Origin of the sequence: Schleiferilactobacillus shenzhenensis LY-73 (genome assembly GCF_000469325.1) — a bacterium.
In the GTDB taxonomy this organism is placed as follows: Bacteria; Bacillota; Bacilli; order Lactobacillales; family Lactobacillaceae; genus Schleiferilactobacillus; species Schleiferilactobacillus shenzhenensis.
Window position 1 is genome coordinate 1 of the sequence record NZ_KI271587.1, and the last position, 18,464, is coordinate 18,464.

Genomic DNA, 18,464 nt, shown 5'->3' on the forward strand with positions numbered 1-18,464 from the left:
CCAAGATTTTGTACGTCTCTATCCATTTTCGCCACCTTCATGAATTATTGGGGATAATTTTCTCCGTCAGAAAGGAAAATACTCGGAACGATACGGACGGACACATCGATATCCTCAGTACGGTCGATAGGTAAACTCAGACAACGATTCAAAAAACTAAGGGAGAAGTTAAATGATGAAACATGTTTATCGATTTCTAGCGGTCGGCTTTGCGCTGGTTGCGTTCTTGTTTCTGGGCTTACTTTCGCAGTCCAATGGAACGGCAAACGCGAGTAATGTCGATAGTGACTGGGCCTTTTGGCTCGCGGCGAACCAAGGTAATTCATACACTGGGACCCGAACCAAAGAGAATGCTACTTCTGCGTACTTACTGAATTATAGCAGTTCCAACACAGGTGTGAACGCCTGGGTACAGCTCGGTAACGGAACGGAAGTTGGTTCTCCGAAGACCCATGCAGGTTTAGGTGAAGAAATCGGCATTTGGAATAACGCGTTCGAAAATTACGGTCGGACCGGTATTCGGCTGGCAATTGAGCAAGATCGTTCTCTTCCATTTGCCATGCATGCAGCGGGTCGCTGGAGCCCAGATTCAGTTGGCTTTTAACTAAACGTGTTAATGGGTCAAGCGACATGCTTGGCCTATTTGTCTATCAAGGGGGAAGTGCCGATATGGAAATAAAGGTTCTAGCTGCTGCTAAAAAAATACACGGTAAAACAATCTTCAAAAATGTTACGCTCACGCTGCACAGCGGTACGATCTACGGGCTCACGGGACCAAACGGCGCCGGAAAAACGATGCTTTTACGAGCAATGACCGGACTTATTCGGTTGTCCGCAGGCTCGATTTCGATGGGCGGTCATTTCGTTCATCTGAATAAGAAGCTGCCCGTCAGCACAGGCGCCATCATCGAGACCCCTGAGTTTCTTGATAACATCTCCGGCATCGCGAATCTCAAAACCTTAGCCAGCATTAATGGCTGGGCAGACCTAAGTCTTATATCTGAACTGGCTCAAATGTTGGGGTTACAAAGTAGCGACCTCACCGAAAAAGTTAGCCATTACTCGTTAGGTATGCGCCAGAAACTGGGCATCATTCAAGCCGTAATGGAAAACCAGCAAATCATTCTGCTTGATGAGCCAACAAATGGATTAGACAAAGATGCCATCTCAGCATTTCAACACTTGATGTTGCAATTGCGCGCGGATGATCGTCTGATCGTGATTGCGTCGCATGATGACCGGACTGTGGCGGCGCTGAGCACAGACATTATTGAGATGCACGACGGAGAGGTTCAACCGGCATCTGAAAGAAGGAATGCCTCATGAAACGTGTCGGAATTCTTGTGAGTTTGCTGCTTCTGGCCTTGGCAATCTTGTATCGTGGTCGGACGTACGCCGACAATACACCAATCCAGCAAGACGAAACAATCAAGATGGGCCAAGAGGCAGTTTTTCCGTTTGGCACAATGGTGGTTACGGATGCTCGCGTGCTGGCTTCTCCGGATACGGAATTAACACACAGCAACCGGGTTGTACAAATCAGCCTGCGTACCACCATTCAGAAGCAGCTTACGTTAATGGTCTTGAATATCAATCAGCATGTGGTCAAAACACCTTTGATGGGAATGGGCAGCAAAGGCGGCTTTAGCCAGCGCTTGACTGGCAACACAGTCCGGCTGGTCTATGCGCTGCCAGATCAGTTCAGTGCGGCTAGCCTGTCTCTCCGGTTATCTGCTGATTACTCTGGAATTCAGCGAATGCAGCATAAGCGGCCGGTGTTGCTGATTGATCTCACAAAGCGAGGTGGATAACATGCGTAGTCTGATGGATTATTTTGAGCACAAGTTACTGTCCAGTTGGCGCATTCGAATTCTGCTGATTGCACTATTCCTGGTACCGGTTCTTCACCAACAGTTCTCAGCTAAGTTGAGCGGTGATGTCGTTTGGTCGCAAACGAGTTTAAATTTGATGATGGGATTCGACTATAGCAGCTATTCCAGCCTTTACTACCTCATGGTGCCAGCAGTTGCTGGCCTGATTGGTAATCAAATTGTGTTTGGCAGCCGCTCTAATCTCTCCCCAATATTAGAAAGGGTGCGTCTTGGCGGGCGGCGGTATATTATGGGCAGCGCGCTCGTTGGTGCATTGATTGGGGGGCTTTTGGTTACTGGACCCGTTTTAGTCGATTGGCTGATTGCATTTTGGCGGTATCCGGTCATCCATATTGATCCATTTGTATACCAGCCGATTTTGTCCTCATCCGCCGCCCTATTTCCGCTGTTTTTGAATCACCCGGTAGTGTATTTGCTTTTGTATTTACTCTTGCTGTTTCTCTTCAGCGGCTTGGTAACTGCATTCTCTGTAATCATGGCATGGCGTACCGGTAGCCAATTAAGGGGCATCGGAACAGCATTTATTATTTCTCTGGTATGGTGGGTGCTGACGACAGTGGTAGGCCATTCGGGCTGGTCGCCCGCCATTTGGCTAATCCCGAATCAAGGTTATGATCCTTCCTTTGTGCTTACCGTCAGCTTTGAACTGGCCGCCGGTTACGCCGGTATCAGCTGGTGGCTGCGGAGACTGATGCATGATGATTATTTACCGACAAAGAGTTAAAAACCGGTGGCTGCTCGCCGTAAGTTATCTACTCCTCATCACCATGTTTTTTGTGATGGCGAGAGATGTATATTTTCAGAACGTCACGCTTTTTATTCAAGATGTATTTGCACCGAACTCTTTGGGCATCGGCGTCTTGCTGAGTAGCCTCTGGTATCTTTCTCTGCCAGAGGCGAAGGTGCTTGTCGTGATTCGTGCATCGCGGACACAAACCATGTTTCTCCCAAAATGGCGGCAATTGTGGTGTGTTTCGCTGGTTGGCGCATTGCCTTGGACAGTGGGTACCGCTGTGATTCTCGTCCATGCAAGAGTCTTTAATCCCTGGCTGCCCACGGTAATCGTTTTTTTTGCTTATTTGTGCACTCTTATCCTCTGGGGTATGCTCATTTGGGCGTTGGCCTTACTGCTCCGTAATCGCATCATCGGGAGCATCGTCATCATCTTAATCGCCCTTGGCCATATCTTTGTGCGGGAACTAAGTAAAGGCCCCTTCGCAGATTGGAGCCCGCTGCTTGTTGGCGGTTGGTACCACCTCACCCCCTGGGTCAAGGGCGGCGAGTTTTTGCTGCTGGCGGGAATTCTAACTGGTGCGATTCTGTTTATGACAGAAAGGTATGAATACCGATGAGTCGACGATTGAGCTGGATCTTGCTTTGGCACCACCTGCGGCGTCATGCCGTCGAACGAATAGCAGCACTTCTGTTATTCTTACTCTTCACCTTATCCGCCTCTAATGATTACGTCCTCCCCTGGATAATTCAACCTGCCGTAACGGGTGAGCAGCCGCTCTTGCTGAACAGCCGGCTGATCTCATTGATTGCTTTGCTGCTGTTGATTCAGATCGGTGTCCTGGTCCCTTCTCTTTTTGTTGATGATATTTTAGTCCGCGTGCGCATCGGTGTTGTCCCAGGGCATCTCCTGTTTGTCTTGGGCAGCCAACTCATTTACGTTGCCTGTTTTGTCGGCGTGAGCAGCTTTCGTGTGTTGCCCGCCACACGGTGGCATGCACTATTGGCAATCATTATCGGCTTATTTATGTTGCTGTGCATTAACGAGGTGTTGGCAGCGCTCTTCACTGAAGCGATTGCTACAGGACTCACCTTCCTTCTCTCTGTTAGCACCATTTTCCTTCACAAAGGCCCGTTTCTGCTGACGGCGGCTCAACTATCGGCACAATCGGCTCTGTACTGGGTACAAGAGCTTCTCTGGTTGTTTTTTATCCTTTTGCTTATTGGGGCATGTTACTACCTGCGCGAGTCGATATAAACAGCATCTCAAGCAACCCGCTAGCGGAACGCTAGCGGGTTATGCTATGCTTAAGGTTCTCACAAGCGGCCGCAGCCGCTGACTTAGAAGGTGCGCCGTCAAGCTCTGCGTGATGCGCGGCGGACACCTTCCCGACTCAGGCAGTCGGTCAAGCCGGCGGCGGCGGACCAACCATACGAAAGCAGGTAATCCATTCCATGAAAATCGTTGTTTTAGCGGGCGGACGCAGTACCGAGCGCAACGTTTCGCTTTCTTCCGGTGCCAAAGTCGCCAATGCGCTGCGGTCCAAGGGCCATTCTGTCGCTTTGGTCGATCTCTTCCTGGGCGTCGACCTGGCCCATGCCGGGGCCGTTGAATCATTGTTCACCACTGAACCCAGCCAACCGAATTACAACATTTCTGACGAGATCCTCACCGACGAGGCCATCAATGCGCTGCGCACGGATGGCACCCGCGGTCTCTTCGGCAAGGACGTGATGCCGGTGCTGGCGGCGGCCGATATTGTCTATATGGGCCTGCACGGTGAAGACGGCGAGAACGGCAAGGTGCAGGCGGTCCTGGACCTTTCTGACATCAAGTATACCGGCTCCGGGCCGCTGGCGTCGGGCATCGCCATGGATAAGAAGGTCTCGAAGGAAGTGATGAAGTATAACGGCATCCCCACCGCTGACTTCATCGCCGTGCGGGAGGCCGAGCGCCGCGACTTCACGCTGCCCTTCAGCTACCCCATTGTGGTTAAGCCCAGTAACGGCGGCAGTTCTGTTGGTACCCACATCGTCCGCCAGGCGGATGAGCTGGACGCCGCCTTGGATGACGCCTACCGCTTCGATGATGAAGTCGTCATTGAGCAATTCATCAAGGCCCGCGAGTTCTCCCTGGGCATCGTCAACGGCCAGGCCATGCCGGCCATCGAGATCAAGGTGAAGGACGGCTGGTACGACTTCAAGCACAAGTTCCAGCCCGGGCACACCGACTTCATCACCCCGCCGGACATTCCCGATGATGTCCACCAGGCCATGCAGCAGATGGCCCTGCGGACGTTCAAGGTTCTCGGGATGGCCAACTACGGCCGCATCGACTTCTTCTGGAACGCAGACGGCTTGTTCGTCATCGAGGCCAATTCCCTGCCGGGCATGACTCCGCTCTCCCTCCTGCCCCAGGAAGCCGAAGCCGCCGGGATTGGCTACGCCGACCTGTGCAACGCCATCGTCCAGGGCAAGTGGGATCTTTACCAGCACCAGAAGCGTTAATTATCAGGAGAAAAGCCGCCGCCACGGTCTGGGGCGGCTTTTTCGATACTTAGAAAAGTCATGATTTAGTCCTGAATTGGCCGTCAATTGTTAGCGGCTTCTTCCGATTTGCCCGCTAAGCTATAGACAATCGAGCAAACGAAAGGAAGACATCTCATGAGTAAGAAAAATACGGTATCCACCCCGAAGAAATCATCCAAAATCGTCATCCTCGCCCTCGCCAGTGCCCTGATGGGTGGCGGCGTTGGCGGCGGGGTCGTCTATGCTATCGGCCAGAGCCAGCAGCAAAGCGCAGCCACCGCCACGACGACGGCGACCACCACGACCAGCGGGACGGCCACGAACCTGTCCACCACCAGTGCGGCCAGCGGGACTGCCACGGCCGCGTATAAGAAAGTGGCCAACGCGGTCGTTTCAGTCATCGCTACCCAAGAAAGCGACAGCAGCAGCCTGTATGGTAGCAGCTACGGCGGTTATGGCCGGGGCAGCAGCCAGTACGGCGACGAGAGCAGCCAGTCGGCTTCGTCCGAGAGCGAAGGCAGCGGCGTGATTTTCAAGAAGAGCAACGGCAAGGCCTACATCGTCACCAACAACCACGTCGTCGACGGCGCTGACAAGCTTCAGGTACTGCTCAATGACGGCACCAAGCTCACCGCCACTCTGGTAGGCACCAGCGCCAGCAAGGACATTGCCGTGCTGTCCATCGATAGCAGCAAGGTCACCACAGTCGCCAGCTTCGCCAATTCCAGCAGCGTGGAAGCTGGCGAGTCCGTTCTGGCCATCGGCTCGCCCCTGGGCTCCGAGTACGCCAACACCGTGACTGAAGGCATCGTTTCTGCCCCCAGCCGCACCGTCACCGTCTCTGAAGACGACAACAGCCAGAGCACCACTACGATGAAGGCCATCCAGACCGACGCGGCCATCAACTCCGGGAATTCCGGCGGCCCGCTGATCAACCTCTCCGGCCAGATCATCGGCATCACCTCGATGAAACTCTCCGGCCAGACCTCCAGCGGCACGTCCGTGGACGGCATGGGCTTCGCCATCCCCAGTAACGTGGTCGTCTCTACAATCAACAGCATTATGAGCGGCAGCAGCGACAGCCAAGCGTCTTAAGCTGCAGTGAGAAAAAAAGCCGGACCAGCGTCCCAACAGAGTTGCGTACTCTGTGGGAATGCTGGCCCGGCTTTTTTGCTTGCGGCTATGCTGTGGCCGGCTGCAGCTGCAGCACTTGATCGAACAGTTGTCGGTTTTCTTGGTGTAACTGATGGGTGACGAACAGCACCGTGGTGTCCGGCAGCTGCAAGAATTGGTTCTCCACGCTGATGGCGGCGGCATGGCTGAGACTGTTCGTCCCCTCGTCAATCAGCAGTACCTTCTTGTGCCGCAACAGCCCCCGGGCCAAAGCCAGTCGCTGACGTTGGCCACCGGAGAACAGCCGGCCATTCTCGCCAACTGGTGTATCAAGCCCCTGCGGTTGCGCGGCAACGAAGTCTGCCAGGTCGCTTTCTTTGAGGGCTGCCCAGATTGGTTTGTCTGAATAGGGGTCGCCTAACGTGACGTTCTCGCGGATCGTGTCGTTGAATACGTAAGGGATCTGGTCGATATAGAGCACCATCCGATGCAGTTCGGCTAAGGATAGATTCTTCAACTCCTGCCCGCCAATCTTCACGGACCCTTGATAGCCGGACAACTTTCCGGCCAAGATATTCAGCAGCGTGGATTTACCGACTCCTGAATCACCAGTAATTGCTGCTTTACTTGCTGCAGGCACCCTCAGATCGACCGGCCCGAGGGCTGGCTGTTGGTCATAGGTAAAGGTGAGCTGCCGGATCACTAACCCCGTATCGGCAAGATTGTTCGTTACTTTATGACTGTTGTGCTGTGGTACTGCATTCAAATGATACTTCGCCAAAATCGGCTGAACGGACCGAATCGCATTGAACTCAGTACCTAAATTGGCCACCCCGTTGTAAACCGTTGAGGCTAACTGACTAGTCGAAACCGTCGCCCCCACAGTTGTCAGCTTTTGCAAAGCGAGGACCCCCGTCCAAGCCATCGTAAGAATCTGACTGGAAACATTTGCTATCACACCGATAATCGAAGCGGTCGTATTGATTGTGTTTTGGCGGATTTTTGCCGTTGCTAATGCCTGACCGTACTTTGTGACACCAGTGACTAGGTGGGCAGTTTTATCAAAACTGAAGAGCGTATCAAACCCTGCCAGCAAATCATGAACACCGCTCAGAAACCGTTCGTTTGAGCGGGCCGTCTCCACACTGGCCCGCGCCATTTGCTTGCTCAGCAACTGGGGCAGTCCGGTCGTCACAGCAGACAAGATGAACGTCAGCAGAACGAGCGACCAATGATACGTTAACAGCACAGCCACAGAAACCAGTGTACCCACTATGGCCTTTGCCACAGAATATACATTCTTAAATCCTTGTTCTTCAATCATCGTAATGTCGTTGGTGAGCCAGGAACCATACGTATCACTGCTCTCCTCATGGTACACTGCGTATGGCCGGCGGCTTAACTGGCGCATAATATCTTGACGCAGCAAAAGGCTCATCTTCTGGATAACGACCCCCATCAAATACTGCTGAGCATACAGCAAAACGGAAAAGAGGAGCCACGCCCCAATTTCTAGCGCCACTGCGTGACCGAATGCACGCAGGTTTAGTTTCAACAAAGAGTTCAGCACGTTCGCATTCAGGATCGCCGCTAGCGCATTAGCTAACTGCGCTCCCGCGATAAAGAGCAGTAACACAATGTTCAACTGATAGGTACGCTCAAAGTACGTTTTCATGACCACCACTCGCTTTCTGATTACCTCTGAGTATTGGCCAAGAAATCGACGCCGTGCTAGCATTCTGAATATATGCAGAAAGGACTGAGCAGATGACACCATATGGGGCAATTTACCGCAGACTGCGTAAAGACAAACACATCACCTTGCAAAATGTGGAGAAGACAACCGGTATTTCAAATTCCTTGATATCCCGTTTTGAACAAGGCAAAAACGACATCACACTAAGTAAACTTCTCCCTTTGCTGGTAGCCATTCACGTATCCTACAATGAATTTTTCTTTGCCTATCAATACGCTCAAGTCAGTGCATCCCCTCAGCCAGCAACCGCTATACAAGTTGCTTTATATCGTCAGAATGATGTGTTGGGCGCCGCATTCACTGACTTTTTGGGGACTAACACATCATTCTCACCCGACCATTATGACCTAGTCGCCGATATCGTTACCCAGCAGACGGCACGTTTTCATCAGCACCCTAATCACGCCAATCTGCTTGCACTCGCTTTTTGGCGTAGTGAATATCGTGACCTGTACTGCAGCTACTTGACCAGTCATCACCGCAGCTTGGCCGAATTGCCGCCGGACAACAGCACACCAATCCTGCGCCATTATTTGTGGAACGTGGATAATTGGGGGATCTACGAAATTGAGATTTTCTTGCTCTCAGCCACCTTTTTCACACCAGCAGAAAATATTCAGCTGCTCCGGACCGGCATCAAAAAGAGCCAACAGTTAAGCTTTAACCCGGCATTTCGCAATATCCAAGCGAAGTTGTTGATCGATGATTTTACGATTTTGATTTCTCACCAAGGGTACGCTGAAGCCAACCAGGTATTAACGCTGATCGAGCAGCTGCCCGAGGCAGACAATCTGGGCACCAAAGTCATCGCTGTATTCTTGCGGGGGTGGCTGGAGATAGCTTCTGGTGACCGCCGGCAAGGCGAACAGGCTTGCCGGCAATCCATCGCCATTTTTCACAGGATCGGCAGTCAGGCGCAGGAAAGAATCTGGACAAATCGTCTAACAGAAATTCTGGCGGATCCGCATCATTCCCTGGTGCTGGTGGATCTGAATTTTTAGAACAAAAAGCTGCCCGGCAACGGCCTCTGCCGCTGCCAGACAGCTTTCTTCATCGCTGAGTCTATGCTTTGGTAATCTGTATCTCCGTAGGGCTAACCAGCGTGAACCGATACCCCGGCGTGAGGGCCAAAAACGCCCGCAGCCCGTCTAGATCATGGGTGAAGTGGGTGCCCACCGGCAAGTGGTTTGCCGTCATGGTCAGCGGCAGCGGCAAGTGCTTGGCCTTGCTGAGTTGGCGTTGAATATCGGCGGCAACTTGGCTGGTATCAGCGAAGGGCATCGATGTGTTCGCCGCGGCTGGGCGGGCCAGACCGCCCATGGCCGCGCCAGTCAGGGCTTCTTTGACCAGATTACCCGCTGAATTCTGTTTGTAGGCGGTCGATAAGCCGAATAGAAGGCCCACCAATTCAGAGTCCGTCACCATTAACGGCTCGGTCCCAGTGGGCAGGGTCGCCATGAATTCTGATAATGTCATCGTCATTTCCTGCTTTCTCAAGAAGAATCATCACCAGACGCCTGACTGCAATGACCGAGACAGCTTCTGCAATCAGCTCTATTATGCGCCGGCTGGACAGAGAAAACGACTAAAATGACTCTTCCCGATCGCGTTGGGGGGGGTTGTTCAAAGCGGTCTAGGCCATTATAATTGAAAGTGCATTCACGTTGGTTCGCTCACCGCCAACGTACTTTGAGGAGGAATCAATATTATGACGTTCCGTCAACTCGGACTATCCATCTATCCCGACCATAGCAACTACGAAGAGGACGCCCGCTACCTGGACCTGGGCCATAAGTACGGCTTCACCCGCATCTTCATGTCCATGCTGGAAGCCAGCGACCCGGAGGCAACCAAGGCCAAGTTCAAGAAGATCATCAGCTACGGCAACACGCTTGGCTACGACACCGTTCTCGACGTATCTCCGCGAATCTTCGACGATCTGGGGATCAGCTACTCGGACCTTTCTTTCTTCGCTGATCTGGGCGTCTCCGGCATTCGCTTGGATGAGGGCTTCAACGGCGCCACCGAAGCAATGCTGTCGTACAACCCGTACAACCTGTTCATTGAATTGAACATGAGCAACGACGTGGCATACTTGGACAACGTGCTCAGCTATCAGGCCAACGAGCCGTTCATCTTCGGCTGCCACAACTTCTATCCCCAGGTCGGTACCGGCCTGCCCTACGACTTCTTCGTTCGCACGACGAAGCGCTTCAAGAAATACGGCATTCACACCGCCGCCTTCGTCTCCAGTGCCCACGGCAATCAGGGCCCGTGGAACGTCAACGACGGCCTGCCCACCTTGGAAGCCCACCGCCACCTGCCCATCGCCGTGCAAGCCAAGCAGCTCTTTGCCTCCGGCCTGATCGACGACGTGCTCATCGGCAATGCCTACGCCAGCGAGGACGAGCTGAAGGCCCTCAGCGACCTGAACCGCTACCAGCTGCAATTCGACGTTAACTTTGTTCCGGACGTGAACGATATTGAGAAAACCATCGTCCTCAAGCCCCAGCACTTCCGCCGGGGCGACGTCAACGCCCTGGTCATTCGCTCCACCATGCCGCGAGTGACGTACAAGGACGTGCCCAACCCGGCCCACGACAACACGATCGAATTCCAGCGCGGCGATGTCCTCATCGGCAATGATGATTTCGGCCACTACAAAAATGAGCTGCAAATTGCCCTGCAGCCCCACAGCGACCCCCGCAAGAATAAGGTCGGCCGCATCAATGAACACGAACTCGGCCTGCTCGACTATGTTCACCCGTGGAGCAAGTTCAAGTTCGAGAACCATCAATAATTCAACGCATCAAAAGCCCGGTACGGCGTTTTCTCTCATCCAGAGAACGCGGTGCCGGGTTTTTTTAAAAGTTCGAGGTCACATACTTGGCATCGATCCACTGATTTCTCCCCACTTCGTACCATGTCCGGCCGACGTTATCCTTGGCCACCCGGTCAACCAGCCAGCGGGAACCGTTCGGCAGCATGCGCCGGGTGAAGCGGGCGGTGGGTCCGTAGCCGGTGAACAGACCGACCCCGCCGCGGTAGTGCACGGTGGCGATCCGCTTGGGGGTGCTGGTCTTGATGGCCGCAGCCGCCAGGGTGCTGGGGCTCGACGGCTGATACACAGACGGATAGCGGCTGCTCAAGCCGTTTTGCTGGGAATAGTTGAAGTAAGCCGCTGCCGTATTGTACCGGCTCTGGCTGACGTTGCCGCCGAAGTCCAGCGCGTTGTACGCCATGTACGTCCCATCGGCTTGCTTCGCCAGCGCGAAGGCGATGCCCACGTCGGTGAAGTACGGGTTGAGCAGGTTCTTCCGGTGGCCGTAATCGGGCACGCCGTAGTCATCGTAGTACTGGGCGACTGTCTCCAGCGCCAAATCGACATCGTTGGTCACGGCCGGCTTGTGGCGGCCGCCCTCAATAATCGTCACGTCCAGCGGCGTGGCCGCCAGATTCTCCCCGGTGAGCAGGAAGCCCATGCGGTTCAACGCAGCCGGCTGGTTAGGGTCGTGCTGCAATTCGGGCAGCCGGGCATTCTTCGCCACGATACTGTTGGACCAGCCCGTGGTGATCGTATTATTCAACCGCAGCGCGGACAGATGATTCTGGGCGCGCAGCCGATTGATCTCCGTGAGGATCAGCCGATTCACGTTGGCTGCGTTGGGGGTATACTGCTTCACCGTGGCCGCCACCACCGGCTGGGCCGCGAACGGCGGGGTGACCCACACATTACCGCCCCCGGCCAGGGCACTGATGGCCCCGACCACGGTGAATGTCGCCGTAATCTTGGGATGCTTTTGGATTTGCTTCATCATGATGTGCCAGCTCCTTTTTTGGCCTTTACGTCATCTTGATTATCAGGGAGAAAGGCGACTGAAAAACATCAAAGTTTGCCCACTTTTCTGCAAAAGAACGGCCCACTTGCCAGTCTGCCAGACCAATCCTGCTCAGGACTAAGACTGTTGGATGAGAGGCCGTGAAACGTACTCTCAGCGGGTTGGACGGGTACTGTATACCAAAAAATGCCGGAAGCGGTGCCAAACGTGATAGGCACCAGGGACTAGCCGCTGGGGCCGGCCATTTGGGCCAGCCGTTTTTCCCATTTTCTGGAATCGGCATTAGGGCTGCCCGCGATGAGCATCATCCGTGCGCCGGAGCGCGGCAACACCGTAAAATAGAAATAGAAAGAGGGCCATCGTCCATGTCTGTCAAAAATACGCACCGCTGGCGCCGGGCCGCCGCCTGGACCGCGGGTATCATCGGGGCCGTCGCCGTTGGCGGGACCGTCTGGTGGCAAAGCCAGCTCAACGCCATCCGCCACCTCTCCGTCAGCCAGGGCACTGTCGCCACGGTCTTCATCCCGGGGTATAACAGCAATTCTTGGACCTTCTCGCCGCTCATTGGCCGCTTCGCCCGGTACGGCATCGGCACGGACGCCATGACGATCAATGTCAGCGGCAACGGCCGCTTAACGATCACTCAGCGGGCGGCCTTGGACCGGCGCAACCCGCTGATCAACATCATCTTCGCCGACGCCCGCCACCCGGAGAAACAGACTGCCCAGCTGCAGACGATCATGACCACGCTGTACCAGCAATACCATGTCCGCCGAATCAACATCGTCGGTCACTCCATGGGCGGCTACTTGGCTTTCCGCTACATTAGTCAGCCGCCCGCGGCCACGCAGCCCCAGGTCGTCCGCTACGTCGCCATCGCCTCCGGCGGTGCCCGGAACAACAATGATTTCGGCGGCTTCCCCCAAAAGCTGCCGGTCTTGGCCATCGCCGGCGACATCTGGAATACCGGCAGCGACTGGCAGGTCCCGTTGGCATCCGTCCAGCACCTGGTCAAAGAGATTCCTCAGGCGCAGTTGACCGTCATCCACGGTTCGCCGTTAACGGCTTACCACAGCGCTTTACATGAGAATCCTCAAGTCGACCGGCGCATCGCCCAATTTCTCTTCGCCGCCCACTAGTACAGATTTCTTCAAAAAATGTTACAGTTTGCGGGCAAACCCCTTGTAATCGGTTCCAGGCTATGATAGATTGTAGACATTAAGGTTGTAGACAACTGATTCCCCCTGGGGGGGAATGGTGTAACCACAAACCAGTCAAAGGAGAATGCGTAATGCAAAACACAGTTCCGAACCCTGTACCGGAAAAGAAAATGACGACCCCCACGGGGACCGTGCCTGCTTCCGTCGCAATGTTGAAAGTATTAGAGGCCTGGGGTGTGGACCATATGTACGGCTACCCTGGCGGGTCCTTCAATTCGACCATGAACGCTCTGGATATTGAGAAAGAGCGGATGCGGTACATCCAGATTCGCCACGAACAGGTCGGCGCCCTAGCGGCGGCGGCTGATGCCAAGCTCACTGGCAAGATCGGTCTGGCCTTCGGTTCTGCTGGCCCTGGGGCCACCAACCTGCTCACCGGCTTGTATGATGCCCGGGAAGACCATGCGCCGGTCCTGGCCCTCATCGGCCAGGTGCCCCACACCAACATGAACTACAACTACTTCCAGGAATTCGACGAGAACCCCATTTTTGCGGATGTGGCGGCCTATGCACGGCTGGTCATGACGCCGGAAAGTCTGCCCTACGTGGTCGACAAGGCCATTCGCGAGGCCTATAAGCACCAAGGCGTGGCAGTCGTGGTCATTCCCAACGACTTCGGCTATGTGCAGATTCCTGACGAACTGTACTCTTCGGTGTCGCCGACAGACCACAAGGACAAGCCGTTACCGCAGCCCAACGACATGGAAATCGACGCTGTGCTGGAGATGATCAAGAATGCTAAACGGCCGATTTTTCACGTTGGCCGGGGGATCCGCGACAACGGGGCTAAGCTGGTCGAGTTGTCCAAGAAGCTGCAGATTCCCATTGCCATCACCGGCCTGGCCAAGGGCCTGATTCCCGATGACTACGAAGGAAACCTGGGCATGCTGAACCGGGCCGCATCCAAGGCCGCCGACGAGATCTTCGCCGTCTCCGACCTGGTCATTGCCATCGGGGCCGACTTCCCGTTTGCTAACCTGATCTATCGGACCCACCCGTTCAAGTTCATTCAAGTCGATACCGATGAGGCCCAATTCGGCCGCCACCACTATCTCGACCTGGGTGTTTGGTCCGATGGCGGTGCCTTTGTTGATAAGATGCTGGCGCGCAGCGAGACCGTGGCCCCGTCGCCTTTCTTCCAAGCCGCTGTGGCCGACATGCAAAACTGGCAAGCCTACCTGGACCACATGACCAACCGGGAGACTGATCCGCTGGAATTCGAGCAGATCTACCGGGAGATCAATAAGGTCGCCGATGATGACGCCATCTTCTCCATCGACGTGGGTGACAACATCATCAACAGCTTCCGCTACCTGCACCTCACCCCGAAGAATAAATGGGTCATCTCCGCCCTCTTCGCCTCCATGGGGTCCGGCGTCCCTGGCGCGCTGGCCGCAGCCTTGAGCTACCCGGACCGGCAAGTGTTCCACATCGCCGGCGACGGTGCCTTCTCCATGGTGATGCAGGATCTGATTACCGAGAAGAAGTACGACCTGCCGATCATCAATATTATTACGTCCAACGCCAGCTTGAACTTCATTAAGTCCGAGCAGGACGACATCCCGATGAACCACAGCGGTATCTTCATCGACGACCAAGACTTCGCCATGATCTCCCGCGGCATGGGTGTCGAAGCGGTCACCGTCACCAAGTCCAGCGAATTGCCCGATGCCTTTGCCAAGGCGCTGGCCGCGACCAAGGAAGGCCGGCCGTTCCTCATTGACGCCAAGATCACCGACAAGCGCGGGATCCCGGTGGAAGAACTGGAACTGACCCAAGCCGACGGCGCCTGGCACGAATCGATCAACCCCGCCTACAACGCCAACCGCGACTTGACCCACCTGGATAACGTTCAGGAATTCTTCGCCGAGTATGACGGGGCAAACCTCAAGAGCTTGCCGGAAATCTTCGCTGAGCACGATGTACCGACGGATAACTAAGATGCTTTAAGCAGAAAGCAAACAAATACGGCACCGGTCTCTCCAATGAGGGACTGATGCCGTCTTTTTTTAACGAACCGCAACATCGGCTAATTGATCCACGGCCGGTCGATATCCCCGTCCTTGACCATCTGCGTGTACTTGGCAAACCCGTACTTCTTCACGTTGTCGATATCCCGCTCGTCGATCAGGTGAGCCGGGTCGTTCACGTTGAACTTCCAGCCGTGGGCCAGCAGCAGCGGCATCAGCGTGTCAGCGTCGGTGTACATATCGTAGTCGTCTAAGTAGTCGGCCCGCTGAACGTTCTTAGACAGGTGATCGTAAGTCCAGACCTCACCAGTGGCCAGCTTGACGGCTTCCTCCGGACTCGTGGCCTGGACGATGGCTTGGCACTGGTCCTGGTTCGGGCTGCTGATCAAGTACGCCTTCGTGTTGGGCCCTTTTTCATTGACAAACAGAATGTTCTTTGCTTTTTGCATCCTTGAATCCCCCTTAAATCATTCTAGTTCCACGTTCAGTCTAGCATGCTGGCAGCGAATGGGCGGGAATTTTGTCTCGCTTGTCACGAACTGGTCTAGAACCCGTCACAATTGCGTTAAAGGGGTAAAGAAAAGCTGAAAGCGCGGCCAATTTTCTTGCCGCAAGCCTGGGCATCTTGCTACACTGGAATAGTGAAAGGAATTGATGGCCATGGTCAAACCGACCGCTGATCAGCCCGCCCGTGCTTCTGGCCTGGCGGTATACAAACAATCCGTCAAGAAACTGCATGCCCCCCAGGAGTTCGCCAAAGAGATGGCGGCACTGGGCTTCCCGCAGTTCGATCAGGACCGCTAGCCGTGCGGACGGACCAATTACAGCACCTTCGACCGATCTAGGCTGCGCCGGGGCTTCCCCGCGTCAGCCTAGATTTTTTGGACCGGCTTCTTTGACAGCGCTTCCCACCCGGGGTATCGTCTAGGCAGGACCTGTCTATAGCGGTCCAGAGACAGTATCGAAGAAAGGCGGTTATTTCATGGCACCCACTGACGAACCTGCACCCCGCATCGACTGGCGCAAGACCGGCCTCGCCGTCCTGATCATCGCTGCTGAATTGGCAGTCGAACTGATCATCACCGTGCTGAAGCTCCCCGCTCTCACCCAAGTGATTATTTTCTCCATTGCCGCTGTGCTCACCATGATCGCCATGATGGCCCTCTACTGGGACATTCTCCAGCCTGCTTGGCGAGCCTTCCGTACCCACCTCTGGCGCCGGCTGCTCCTGCTTTTGCTGCTCTCCTTGGCCATCAAGATCGTCGTCGTCATCTTCACCCTCGTCCTCGTCTTGAGCACTCATCTGAAGACCGGCACGACGGCGAACATTGCCCCGCTGGTCACCAATACGAAGCCCTTGATTATCGCTATCGTGCCTGCTTTGCTGGCCGCGCCTTTCTATGAAGAGCTTTTCTTCCGCCATGTACTCTATTACCAGTGGCGGGCCCGCCGCGGTCTGGGCATCGTCATGATGCTGGTCTCGTCTGTCATTTTCGGCTTTTTCCACTGGGGCAACGTCCAGGGCGTGGTCATCTTAACGATTCCGTTCATGCTCATTGGTCTCACGTTCGCTGTCATCTACCGCCGCCAGCAGAATATTTGGTATAACATCACCACCCACTTCATGTACAATTTCTCCACCGTTCTCGTCGCACTACTCGCCCTGCTGCGCTAGCCCCAGGAAGAAAGGAATCGCTGCCATGGCTTACCTGATCATCGAAGACGAACCGGTCCTGCGCCAGACGCTGGCCGCCTACTTCCAGCCCCAGACCGCCGTCACGGCGGTCCCTGATCTTGCGGGTGCGACGGCCGCTGTGCAATCCCGGGACTACACCGTGATTTTGTTAGACCTGACCTTGCCCGACGGTGACGGCCTTGCCTGGCTGCAGACCTGGCGGCCGCTTCTCAGCGCCAAGATTGTTGTCCTCACCGCCAACGACAGCGAGCGGACCACGCTGGCGGGCCTCGCCCTGGCTGACGATTATATCGTCAAACCCGTTAGTTTGCGGGTTCTCCAGGCCCGGCTGGCCAAGCTGCTGCCCCCAGCCGTCCTCACCTTCCGGGGCGTCCGCCTCGACCCGGCCGCCCGGACCGTCACCCGGGCCGGTCAGCGGATCTCCCTCAGTGCCAACGAATACCGCCTGCTGGCGTATCTTTTCACCCACCCCAACGCCATCCTCACCCGGGACCAGCTGCTGGCTGCTGTGTGGGATATTCAAGACACGTTCGTGGAAGATAACACTCTGACGGTGGCCATTAAGCGCCTCCGCCAGAAGCTGGAGGCCGACCCCGCCCGGCCCCAGCTGATCAAGACGGTGCGGGGCATGGGGTACTTCCTTAATGCAGAAAAATAACTGGGGCTGGGCCCCGGAAACTCGGACAGCGTGGCGGCTAGGCGGGGGCTTGCTGCTGCTCTTCGGGCTGAGCGAAGCGGTGCTGTGGTGGGTCACGGATGCAAACGTCTGGCTGCTGGCTGGGCTGTTCGGCCTGGCTGCGCTGCTCACCGCCGGCTTGGTCCGGCGCTGGAGCCGGCAGACGCTGGCCGGCCTGATCCAGGCCAACGACCAGCTGGCCGCCGCCCGCCAGGGGCACACGGATTACACGATCACGCTGAACGATGAAGGGCTGTTTTCTCAACTGAACAACCAGCTCTACCACTACGTGCGGGAGACCGCGGCGCTGCGCAGCGACTTGCAGCGCGACCGGGACCAGCTGACCCAGGCGATTACGGATATTGCCCACCAGCTGCGCACGCCCATTGCGGCCATCGGCAACCTAAGCGAGCTGCTTACGGCGGCCAACGCCGCGACCACCCAGGCGGCACTCATTCGTCAGAACGACCGGCTAGCCCAGCTTGTTGCCCAGCTAATCCTGCTGGCCCGGGTCGACACCCACACCCTCAGTCAGCAGAAGGAGGCGGTCACGGCTGACGCTCTGCTCAAGGCCAGTCTCAACCCGCTGCTGCCGCTGATCAGCGACAAGCAGCTGCAAGTGGCTTGGCACGTGCCTGCCGGTCTAACGCTGAAGGTCAATCCGGCCCTCTTCCGGGAAGCCGTCATCAACGTCTTGAAGAACGCCAGTGAACATGCTCCAGCCGGTTCCACCCTGACGGTGACGGCCGCGGCCACCCCCATGGGGCCGACCATTGCCATCACCAACCAGGGGCCCGCCATCGCGCCCCAGGACCTGCCCCACCTCTTCGAGCGCTTCTACCGCGGCGTCCACAGCGATCCCAACAACATCGGCATTGGCCTGGCCATCGCCGCCGGCATCGCCCAAGCCAGCGACGGCCACCTGGCCGCCGCCAACACCGCAGCCGGGGTGACGTTCACTTTCTCCCTGTACACGTAAGCGCCGTCACTTGTCTGTCACTTAGACTCGGTAGCATAGGGGGTGAGAAAGGGGAGTACATC

The 18,464-nt window shown here is 55.7% G+C and carries 20 protein-coding genes; 16 read left to right on the plus strand and 4 right to left on the minus strand.

The features are described 5' to 3' along the window. Positions 1-172 precede the first annotated feature (172 nt). The 8 genes from L248_RS06165 to L248_RS06200 all read left to right on the plus strand — a co-directional run bounded on the left by L248_RS06165 (position 173) and on the right by L248_RS06200 (position 6,248). Complete coding sequence (locus L248_RS06165; protein WP_040535260.1) at positions 173-604, plus strand: hypothetical protein; 432 nt, start codon at positions 173-175, stop codon at positions 602-604. Between the two features lie 65 nt (positions 605-669). Next, positions 670-1,326: an ABC transporter ATP-binding protein gene (locus tag L248_RS06170; RefSeq protein ID WP_022529276.1), complete on the plus strand. Its 657-nt coding sequence runs from the start codon at positions 670-672 to the stop codon at positions 1,324-1,326. Beyond that, the gene (locus L248_RS06175; protein ID WP_040535261.1) at positions 1,323-1,811 is read left to right on the plus strand and encodes a hypothetical protein; all 489 of its coding nucleotides are present in this window, start codon (positions 1,323-1,325) and stop codon (positions 1,809-1,811) included. The genes L248_RS06170 and L248_RS06175 overlap by 4 nt, the downstream gene beginning before the upstream one ends. Position 1,812: 1 nt before the next feature. Beyond that, complete coding sequence (locus tag L248_RS06180; RefSeq protein ID WP_040535262.1) at positions 1,813-2,616, plus strand: hypothetical protein; 804 nt, start codon at positions 1,813-1,815, stop codon at positions 2,614-2,616. After that, positions 2,588-3,244, plus strand: coding sequence for a hypothetical protein (locus L248_RS06185; RefSeq protein ID WP_040535265.1), 657 nt, complete (start codon positions 2,588-2,590; stop codon positions 3,242-3,244). Before L248_RS06180 ends, L248_RS06185 begins: the two co-directional genes overlap by 29 nt. An 8-nt stretch (positions 3,245-3,252) precedes the next feature. Then, entirely contained in the window at positions 3,253-3,882 is a 630-nt protein-coding gene (locus L248_RS06190; RefSeq protein ID WP_022529280.1) for a hypothetical protein, read from the plus strand. A gap of 197 nt (positions 3,883-4,079) precedes the next feature. Next, positions 4,080-5,132 carry a D-alanine--D-alanine ligase family protein gene (locus L248_RS06195; protein ID WP_022529281.1) on the plus strand — a complete coding sequence of 351 codons (1,053 nt, stop codon included), beginning with the start codon at positions 4,080-4,082 and terminating at the stop codon, positions 5,130-5,132. A gap of 156 nt (positions 5,133-5,288) precedes the next feature. Further along, the gene (locus L248_RS06200; protein ID WP_022529282.1) at positions 5,289-6,248 is read left to right on the plus strand and encodes a S1C family serine protease; all 960 of its coding nucleotides are present in this window, start codon (positions 5,289-5,291) and stop codon (positions 6,246-6,248) included. Between the two features lie 85 nt (positions 6,249-6,333). Here the strand turns inward: L248_RS06200 and L248_RS06205 are convergent, their stop codons facing one another. Further along, positions 6,334-7,941 carry an ATP-binding cassette domain-containing protein gene (locus tag L248_RS06205; RefSeq protein WP_040535271.1) on the minus strand — a complete coding sequence of 536 codons (1,608 nt, stop codon included), beginning with the start codon at positions 7,939-7,941 and terminating at the stop codon, positions 6,334-6,336. Positions 7,942-8,033: 92 nt separating this feature from the next. Between L248_RS06205 and L248_RS06210 the strand changes: the two genes are divergently transcribed. Further along, complete coding sequence (locus L248_RS06210; protein WP_022529284.1) at positions 8,034-9,023, plus strand: helix-turn-helix domain-containing protein; 990 nt, start codon at positions 8,034-8,036, stop codon at positions 9,021-9,023. Between the two features lie 61 nt (positions 9,024-9,084). On the opposite strand, the gene L248_RS06215 is transcribed toward L248_RS06210, so the two are convergent. After that, the gene (locus L248_RS06215) at positions 9,085-9,498 is read right to left on the minus strand and encodes a hypothetical protein (protein ID WP_040535274.1); all 414 of its coding nucleotides are present in this window, start codon (positions 9,496-9,498) and stop codon (positions 9,085-9,087) included. Positions 9,499-9,730: 232 nt separating this feature from the next. On the opposite strand from L248_RS06215, the gene L248_RS06220 reads away from it, so the two are divergent. Then, on the plus strand, positions 9,731-10,822 hold the full coding sequence (locus L248_RS06220; protein WP_022529286.1) for a DUF871 domain-containing protein: 1,092 nt from the start codon (positions 9,731-9,733) through the stop codon (positions 10,820-10,822). Positions 10,823-10,886: 64 nt separating this feature from the next. On the opposite strand, the gene L248_RS06225 is transcribed toward L248_RS06220, so the two are convergent. After that, on the minus strand, positions 10,887-11,840 hold the full coding sequence (locus L248_RS06225) for a CAP domain-containing protein (protein WP_022529287.1): 954 nt from the start codon (positions 11,838-11,840) through the stop codon (positions 10,887-10,889). A gap of 386 nt (positions 11,841-12,226) precedes the next feature. Between L248_RS06225 and L248_RS06230 the strand changes: the two genes are divergently transcribed. Beyond that, positions 12,227-13,000 carry an alpha/beta fold hydrolase gene (locus L248_RS06230; protein ID WP_022529288.1) on the plus strand — a complete coding sequence of 258 codons (774 nt, stop codon included), beginning with the start codon at positions 12,227-12,229 and terminating at the stop codon, positions 12,998-13,000. Between the two features lie 152 nt (positions 13,001-13,152). Further along, a complete protein-coding gene (gene spxB / locus L248_RS06235; protein ID WP_022529289.1) occupies positions 13,153-15,021 on the plus strand; it encodes a pyruvate oxidase in 1,869 nt (622 codons plus the stop codon). 89 nt (positions 15,022-15,110) lie between these two features. Here the strand turns inward: spxB and L248_RS06240 are convergent, their stop codons facing one another. Then, entirely contained in the window at positions 15,111-15,500 is a 390-nt protein-coding gene (locus tag L248_RS06240) for a hypothetical protein (protein WP_022529290.1), read from the minus strand. Between the two features lie 211 nt (positions 15,501-15,711). Here L248_RS06240 and L248_RS15820 point away from each other — a divergent pair, with 211 nt between their 5' ends. The 4 genes from L248_RS15820 (at position 15,712) to L248_RS06255 (ending at position 18,402) form a co-directional block, all read left to right on the plus strand. Further along, positions 15,712-15,855 (plus strand): hypothetical protein, encoded by a 144-nt coding sequence (locus L248_RS15820; RefSeq protein WP_155828580.1) that lies wholly within the window; start codon positions 15,712-15,714, stop codon positions 15,853-15,855. Between the two features lie 178 nt (positions 15,856-16,033). Beyond that, positions 16,034-16,726 (plus strand): CPBP family intramembrane glutamic endopeptidase, encoded by a 693-nt coding sequence (locus L248_RS06245; RefSeq protein WP_022529292.1) that lies wholly within the window; start codon positions 16,034-16,036, stop codon positions 16,724-16,726. A 25-nt stretch (positions 16,727-16,751) separates the two neighbouring features. Beyond that, positions 16,752-17,405 (plus strand): response regulator transcription factor, encoded by a 654-nt coding sequence (locus L248_RS06250; RefSeq protein ID WP_022529293.1) that lies wholly within the window; start codon positions 16,752-16,754, stop codon positions 17,403-17,405. Continuing rightward, the gene (locus L248_RS06255; RefSeq protein WP_040535277.1) at positions 17,392-18,402 is read left to right on the plus strand and encodes a sensor histidine kinase; all 1,011 of its coding nucleotides are present in this window, start codon (positions 17,392-17,394) and stop codon (positions 18,400-18,402) included. The genes L248_RS06250 and L248_RS06255 overlap by 14 nt, the downstream gene beginning before the upstream one ends. The last annotated feature ends 62 nt before the right edge of the window (positions 18,403-18,464 follow it).